This window comes from Cupriavidus sp. R6-3, assembly GCF_059772245.1.
Genome location: NZ_JCBAJO010000219.1, coordinates 1 through 7710, shown reverse-complemented (window position 1 = coordinate 7710; position 7710 = coordinate 1). Strand labels below are relative to the sequence as shown.

The 7710-nt window shown below is 67.3% G+C and carries 5 protein-coding genes; 2 read left to right on the top strand and 3 right to left on the bottom strand.

All coding sequences use genetic code 11. The features are described 5' to 3' along the window. The 3 genes from AC6EI8_RS22000 to AC6EI8_RS21990 all read right to left on the bottom strand — a co-directional run. The coding region (locus AC6EI8_RS22000; RefSeq protein WP_498382879.1) for an F-box protein at positions 1-531 on the bottom strand (531 nt) is incomplete at its 3' end. A gap of 260 nt (positions 532-791) precedes the next feature. Further along, positions 792-1424 carry a response regulator transcription factor gene (locus tag AC6EI8_RS21995; RefSeq protein WP_006578226.1) on the bottom strand — a complete coding sequence of 211 codons (633 nt, stop codon included), beginning with the start codon at positions 1422-1424 and terminating at the stop codon, positions 792-794. Positions 1425-1573: 149 nt separating this feature from the next. After that, positions 1574-4207: a PAS domain S-box protein gene (locus tag AC6EI8_RS21990; RefSeq protein ID WP_149318913.1), complete on the bottom strand. Its 2634-nt coding sequence runs from the start codon at positions 4205-4207 to the stop codon at positions 1574-1576. A 403-nt stretch (positions 4208-4610) separates the two neighbouring features. Here AC6EI8_RS21990 and aceE point away from each other — a divergent pair, with 403 nt between their 5' ends. Then, entirely contained in the window at positions 4611-7298 is a 2688-nt protein-coding gene (gene aceE, locus AC6EI8_RS21985; RefSeq protein WP_149318912.1) for a pyruvate dehydrogenase (acetyl-transferring), homodimeric type, read from the top strand. A 184-nt stretch (positions 7299-7482) separates the two neighbouring features. Next, a partial coding sequence (locus AC6EI8_RS21980; protein ID WP_498382878.1) for a biotin/lipoyl-containing protein occupies positions 7483-7710 on the top strand: 228 nt, incomplete at its 3' end.

Sequence of the window (7710 nt, the reverse complement as noted above, 5' to 3'; positions counted from 1 at the left end):
CAGGCGCATCCACTGCGCTTCGTCGAGCTCGCCGCTGGTGAGCGGGTCCGCGATGCAGGCGGCCAGCGCGTCCAGCACCGGCCCGGCCGCGCCGGACACCGTATCGAGTCGGTCGAGTACCGCTTCGATGGCGCTCCAGCGTTCGCCACGCGGCAATTCGGGCAGGCGCGACAGCATGCCGGCCATTACCTGGGCGCGTCCGAATGCAGGCAGGTTGGACTGCGGCAGGACGCCCAGCTGCGCCCGCAGCGATGCCGCGGACCAGATGTCGGTCACCTGCATCAGCGCGCCGTCGACGGCGGCGCGAGCCCGCAGGCTCCGGCTCAGCGCATGGCAGGCCTTGCGCTCCAGCGTGACGCGGTCATGCAGGGACAGGAAGTCGAGCACGTGCTCGAGGATCGATTGCGGCAGCAGCGTCAGCCATGGGCGCGCGGTTTCGGCTGCCACCGCGTGGCCGGCAGGTGCGCTGAAGGCGTTCGACGAGGACGGTGAGGACGGTGAGGACGGCGCGAGTGGCGAGGGGTTCAGCATCGGTCGGCTCCGGCAGGGGAAGAGCGGGAGCGGCCAAGCCGGAACGGCAACGGCGGACCGCGCCCGGGGAACCGAACGATGCTCGGCGGCCGTCGCGCACGCTGTCGCGGAACCGCCGGAACGCTAGCTTTTTCGAGGACCGGCCAGCGCCCGGCGTGGTGCCGGGCGGTGGCCTGAAGGGATGGGGAGGAACGAGGTGAGGAAGGACGGCAGCCGGGGAAGAGCGAGCGGATCTGACGTAAAGGATCCGCCGGCGCCGATCAGCTGTTGCGCGACAGCGCGAGCCGCAGCAGGTCGGCCACGGTGTTGACGTTGAGCTTTTCCATGATGTTGGCGCGATGCGCCTCCACCGTCTTGATCGAGATGCCCAGGTCGTCGGCGATCTGCTTGTTCAGGCGTCCGGCGACGATGCGCTCCAGTACTTGCTGTTCCCGTGTGGTCAGCTTGCCCAGCAGGTCCTGCGCGGCGCGCTGCTCCCGCGCGGCCGAATGATCGGCCCTGGCCTTCTGCAGCATGCGCTCGACCAGCGCGCGCAGCTCGGATTCGTCGAACGGCTTCTCGATGAAGTCGATCGCGCCTTTCTTCATCGTCGATACCGCCATCGGCACGTCGCCGTGGCCGGTGATGAAGACGATCGGCAGATGGATGTTCTCCGCGATCATGCGTTCCTGCAGTTCGGGGCCGCTCATGCCGGGCATCCGCACGTCCAGGATCAGGCAGGAGACCTGGTTGGCATCGTAGGCGGCCAGGAATTGCTCGGCGCTGGCGAAACTGCGAACCTGGTAGCCATTGCCCTCCAGCAGCCAGGTCAGCGAGTCGCGCATCGCTTCATCGTCGTCGACGATGAAGACGGTCTCGCCGCGGTGGGGAGTGGGGTTTGGCGCTACGGTCATGAAGTCTCCTGATGCTGCGTCTGTGCGATTCGGCTAGTGTAACTCCGGCCGCCTGCGCCGCACACCCGCCACGGCGGGGGCAGCGGGGCGGCCGGTTCTCCGATGGTCTTGCCGATCCGGCCCTGCCGATCTGCCCTCATCGAGGGCGCTCACTGATCGGCAACCTCCGGCTCCAGCGGCAGCATGATTTTAAACGTACAGCCGATGCCGTCCGCATTGTTTTCGACCCACAGCCGGCCCTGGTGCGACTCGATGATCGAGCGGCAGATATTCAGGCCCATGCCCATGCCGTCGGACTTGGTGCTGAAGAAAGGCTCGAACAGCCGTTCCTTGGTGGCCTCGTCCACGCCCGGACCCTGGTCGATCACGTCGATGCAGACGGTCTGGCCGAGCTCGCCCTGGTCGATGCGGGCGTGCAGCCGCACCACGCCCGCGGCGCGCATCGCCGGCAGGCCCGACATCGCCTCGACCGCGTTCTTCAGCAGATTGACGAGGACCTGCTCGATCAGCACCGGGTCGACATAGAGCGTGACCGGCGGAGGCGGCAGCCGGGTCAGGATCGTCACGCGGCGGCGCGTGGCTTCGATATCGGCCAGCCCCACCGCGTCGGCGACGATATCGTGCAGCGCGGTCTCGCGCCGCTGCGGCTGGCTGCGTTTGACGAAGCCCCGGATGCGGCTGATGATCGTGCCGGCGCGCACCGCCTGGGCCGAGGTCTTTTCCAGGATCGGCATCAGGTCCTCTGGCGTGCTGCGCCCCGAGCGCAGCCGCGCCACCGCGCCCATGCAGTAGTTGTTGATGGCCGCCAGCGGCTGGTTCAGTTCGTGCGCCAGCGACGAGGCCATCTCGCCCATGGTGGTCAGGCGGCTGGTGAACTGCAGGCGTTCCTCGTGCTGGCGGGCCATTTCCTCGGCCGCCTTGCGCACCGTGATGTCGGTGGCGATCTGCATTTGCGCCAGATGGCCGTCGACCCACTGGATATAGCGGCGCCGCACCTCGAACCACTTCTGCATGTCCGGCACGAAGATCTCGCGCGCGTCGGACGCATACGGCATCAGCTCGGAGGCCGGCAGGCCGGCGTAGGCGTCGACGAAATCGGTATGGTCGCTGGTGACCTGCTCCTGCTCGACCTCGCCGCCGGCCAGCTTCAGATGCCCCTCGGGCTCCCAGCCGAACAGCTGCCGGTAATAGCGGTTGGCGAACAGCAGCTCCGGCTTGTCGGTGGCGAGCACCGACACCGCGGCATCCAGACTTTCCAGCACGGTGGTGAAGCGGTCGTGCGCGGCGGCCAGTTCCTCGCGCGCGCGCTTGGGCTCGGTGATATCCGTCATCGAGCTCATCCAGCCGGTATGGCGGCCGCGGCTGTCGATCAGCGGCGACACATACATGCGGGCGAAGAAGCTGGTGCCGTCGCGGCGCATCACGCGCATCTCGTAGCCGCCGGTGGGCGACTTGCCCTGCAGCGTCAGATCGATCTGACGCTGCATCTCCTGCTGGTCGTTGGGCGGCCAGTAGGGGAAGGGGGGCACGCGGCCGACCAGTTCGTGCTCCTGCCAGCCGGTCATGCGGCAGAAGGCCGGGTTCACATAGGTGATGCGCCCGTTCAGGTCGAGCGCGCGCAGCCCGATCAGCATCGAGTTTTCCATCGCGCGGCGGAACGAGGTCTCGGCCAGCAGCGCGCGCTGCGCCTCGGAGCGGCGGCTGGTATGCCGCCACATGCTCCACAGGCTCCACAGCAGGAAGCACGACAGCCCGACCACCAGCCACAGCAGCATGTTGTTGGGCAGGTTCGACGCGGGCGGATAGGCATCGGCGCGCAGCGACAGGGAATGGCCCGGCGGGTCGAGCAGCACCTCGTACGACAGCGCGGTGGCCGGCACCGGCCGCAGCGAGGTGCTGGCGCGCAGCTGGTTGTTCTTGTCGATCAGCGAGAAGCGGTAGCGCTCGGTCAGCTCGGGCGGCAGCAGGTGGGTCAGGATGCCGTTGATCGAATAGAGCGCGCCCAGCGTGCCGAGGAACTCGTTGTCGCGCACGATCGGCACCTGCATCAGCATGAAGCTGTCGCCGCGTTCGTTGACGAGCGGGCGCGAATAGACCACGCGCTGGGTCTCGCGCGCGGTGTCGAAGGTGTCGAGCACGTCGGGTTCGAGCGGCTGCTCCGGCGTCTCGCGCAGCCGGGCGGCGAATTCCGACGTGGAAGGCAGCGACCAGCGCGCGCGCCGCGTGGCGTCGAGCCAGTTGATGAAGACGATCTCCGGATTCTCGCGCAGCACCTCCTGCGCGGCGGTGCGATAGGCGCGCTGGTCGAGCTGCGCGGCGGCGATGTCGCGCGCCAGCGAGGCGAGCTGGTCCTGATTGCTCAGCAACGACAGCCGCACGCGTTGCTGCGCCCAGGCGGCGTCGCGATACAGCGCGTCGCGTTGCTGCTGGCGCTCGGTCTCGTGCAGGGACCACAGGATCACGCCCATCGCGCCGGAGAACAGCACGATCGCCACCAGCGGGATGAACATGAACCAGCTGGTCGCGACCAGGTTGCGCCAGCGCAGCCACCACAGGCCGCGCGGCGGGCCGGTGAAGGGGCGGCCGTCGGCGGCCTCGTCGGCGGGGCCCAGCCCCTCGAGCGCGTCCAGCGGCGTCAGCGCGCTCAACTGGTCGATCGCGCCGGGGCCGCCGCCAGGGATCCCGGCGCCGCCGGCATCGCGGGAGGCATCGGCGGCGGGGGGAATCATCGGCAGGCGGAGGGCCGGCAGCAGCCGGCGGACGAGGCGGTGGATGGACAGCATGATGGGATTGACGACTGACCGGGCAGTGTAGCTCGATTGCTGCAGTGCGTCGCTTGGGGAAAGCGCCTATGCGGCACGCGCCGCGCTCCGTCTGCCCGCAGGCCGCGTGGGGGCGCGGCTGGCGGCCTCGTGGTGCGTTGCGGCAATATTTCGCATCATGAGAAACGATACCGTAATTTGAAAATTTCGCTTGTGCTGAGAAATCGCCTTCCATAGAATCGGTGCCGACCGAACGATGCGGGAGGAAGACGGTCGGACCTTGTCCGGGTGTCAGCGACACGCCGGCGACAGGCCAGCCCATCCGCCCATCCACGCCTCGCTCCGCACCCCCGTCAGACAGCGCCAGGCCAGCCACCCACGAAAGCGGCCGTTGCTGGCGCACGCATTCCACAGGAGACGATCCATGTCAGCCGTACCAGAGCAGATCCTCGGCGCAGCCGGCGCCAACGACGCCGACCCGCAGGAAACCCAAGAATGGCTGGAGGCCCTGCAGGGCGTGATCGGCGCGGAAGGTAGCGAGCGCGCGGCCTTCCTGATCGACAAGCAGATCGAATATGCCCGCGTCAATGGCGTCACCCAGCCGTTCCACGCGGAAACCCCGTACATCAACACGATCCCGGTCGAGCAGCAGGCGCGCATCCCGGGCGACCAGGACATCGAGCACCGCATCCGTTCGTACTCGCGCTGGAACGCGATGGCGATGGTGCTGCGGGCCAACAAGCACACCAACGTCGGCGGCCACATCTCGTCGTACGCGTCGGCGGCCACGCTGTACGACGTCGGCTACAACCACTTCTGGCATGCGCCGTCGGACAAGCACGGCGGCGACCTGGTCTTCGTGCAGGGCCACTCGGCTCCGGGCGTCTATTCACGCGCCTTCCTGCTGGGCCGGCTGACCGCGGAGCAGCTCGACAACTTCCGCCAGGAAGTCGACGGCAAGGGCATCTCGTCGTACCCGCACCCGTGGCTGATGCCGGACTTCTGGCAGTTCCCGACCGTGTCGATGGGCCTGGGCCCGATCATGGCGATCTACCAGGCCCGCTTCATGAAGTACCTGCAGAGCCGCGGCCTGGTCAACACCGAGGGCCGCAAGGTCTGGGCCTTCCTCGGCGACGGCGAGACCGACGAGCCGGAATCGCTGGGCGCGATCGGCATGGCCGGCCGCGAGCAGCTGGACAACCTGGTCTTCGTCATCAACTGCAACCTGCAGCGCCTGGATGGTCCGGTGCGCGGCAACGGCAAGATCATCCAGGAACTGGAGTCGGAATTCCGCGGCGCCGGCTGGAACGTGATCAAGGTCGTCTGGGGCAGCCGCTGGGATTCGCTGCTGGCGCGCGACACCAAGGGCCTGCTGATGAAGCGCATGATGGAGTGCGTCGACGGCGAGTACCAGACCTTCAAGGCCAAGGACGGCGCCTACGTGCGCGAGCACTTCTTCAACACGCCCGAGCTCAAGGCGATGGTGGCCGACTGGTCCGATGACGACATCTGGCGCCTGAACCGCGGCGGCCACGATCCGCACAAGATCTACGCCGCCTACAAGGCCGCCACCGAGCACAAGGGCCAGCCGACGCTGATCCTGGCCAAGACCATCAAGGGCTACGGCATGGGCGATGCCGGCCAGGCGATGAACATCACGCACCAGCAGAAGAAGATGCCGGTCGAGGCGATCCGCCGCTTCCGCGACCAGTTCAATCTGCCGGTGCCGGACGACAAGCTGGAAGAAGTCCCGTACCTGACCTTCGAGGAAGGCTCGAAGGAACTCGAATACATGCGCGCCCGCCGCATGGAGCTTGGCGGCTACCTGCCGACGCGCCGCCAGAAGGCCGATCCGCTGCCGGTGCCCGACCTGTCGGCCTTCTCGGCGCTGCTCAAGGCCACCGGCGAGGGCCGCGAGGTCTCGACCACGATGGCGTTCGTGCGGATCCTGAACACGCTGCTCAAGGACAAGCAGATCGGCAAGCATGTGGTGCCCATCGTTCCGGACGAGTCGCGCACCTTCGGCATGGAAGGCCTGTTCCGCCAGATCGGCATCTGGAACCAGCAGGGCCAGAAGTACGTGCCGGAAGACCATGACCAGCTGATGTTCTACAAGGAATCGCAGACTGGCCAGGTGCTGCAGGAAGGCATCAACGAAGCCGGCGCGATGTGCGACTGGATCGCGGCCGCCACGTCGTACTCGACGCACGGCGTGCAGATGATCCCGTTCTACATCTACTACTCGATGTTCGGCATCCAGCGGATCGGCGATCTGTGCTGGGCCGCCGCCGACATGCGTTCGCGCGGCTTCCTGCTGGGCGGCACCTCGGGCCGGACCACGCTGAACGGCGAAGGCCTGCAGCACGAGGACGGCCACTCGCACGTGTTCCACGCGGTGATCCCGAACTGCATCTCGTACGACCCGACCTTCCAGTACGAACTGGCGGTGATCATGCAGGACGGCCTGCGCCGCATGTACGCCGAGCAGGAGGACGTGTACTACTACCTGACGGTGATGAACGAGAACTACGAGCATCCGGAAATGCCGGCTGGCGTGGAAAAGGACATCGTCAAGGGCATGTACGCCTTCCGCAAGGGCGCCGAGAACAGCAACGCCCCGCGCGTGCAGCTGCTCGGCTCGGGCACGATCTTCCGCGAGGTGATCGCCGCCGCCGAACTGCTGAAGAAGGACTGGGGCGTCGAGTCGGACCTGTGGAGCTGCCCGAGCTTCACCGAGCTGGCCCGCGAAGGCCAGGCCGCCGAGCGCTGGAACCTGCTGCATCCGACCGAGACGCCGCGCGAATCGCACGTGACCCAGTGCCTGAAGTCGGTGCGCGGTCCGGTGATCGCGTCGACCGACTACGTGCGCGCCTTCGCCGAGCAGATCCGCCCGTTCGTGCCGCGCCGCTACGTGGTGCTGGGCACCGACGGCTTCGGCCGCTCGGATACCCGCGAGAAGCTGCGCCACTTCTTCGAGGTGGACCGCCACTGGGTCACGCTGGCCGCCCTGAAGGCGCTTGCCGACGAGGGTGCCATCCCGCGCGACAAGGTCGCCGAGGCCATCAAGAAGTACAACCTCGACCCGAACAAGCCGAACCCGATGACGGTCTGATCCGGCTGTCACTCCCGCGAACCCCCGGGCACGGCAACGCCGCGCCCGGGTCGCCCGGGACTTGCCTGGGCGCTGTCCAGTAAATGGCCGGGGCGCCGCGGCGTGACAAGGCACGTGCGTCAAAGTAAACTCGACGCTCTTGTTGCTTGTAGTCACGCGCGCCGTCCTGTCCAGGAGACACTGAATGAGTCAAGCGATTGAAATCAAGGTGCCGGATATCGGCGACTACGACGCCGTTCCCGTCATTGAAGTCCACGTGAAGCCGGGCGATACGATCAACGCCGAGGATGCGCTGGTCACGCTGGAATCGGACAAGGCGACGATGGACGTGCCCTCGCCGCAGGGCGGCACGGTCAAGGAAGTCAAGGTCAAGGTCGGCGACAACGTGGCCGAGGGCTCGGTGCTGGTGATG

Bases quoted from the DNA above. Each gene is read 5' to 3' on its own strand.
- AC6EI8_RS21995 (WP_006578226.1), bottom strand. From the start codon at position 1,424: ATGACCGTAGCGCCAAACCCCACTCCCCACCGCGGCGAGACCGTCTTC.
- AC6EI8_RS21990 (WP_149318913.1), bottom strand. From the start codon at position 4,207: ATGCTGTCCATCCACCGCCTCGTCCGCCGGCTGCTGCCGGCCCTCCGC.
- aceE (WP_149318912.1), top strand. From the start codon at position 4,611: ATGTCAGCCGTACCAGAGCAGATCCTCGGCGCAGCCGGCGCCAACGAC.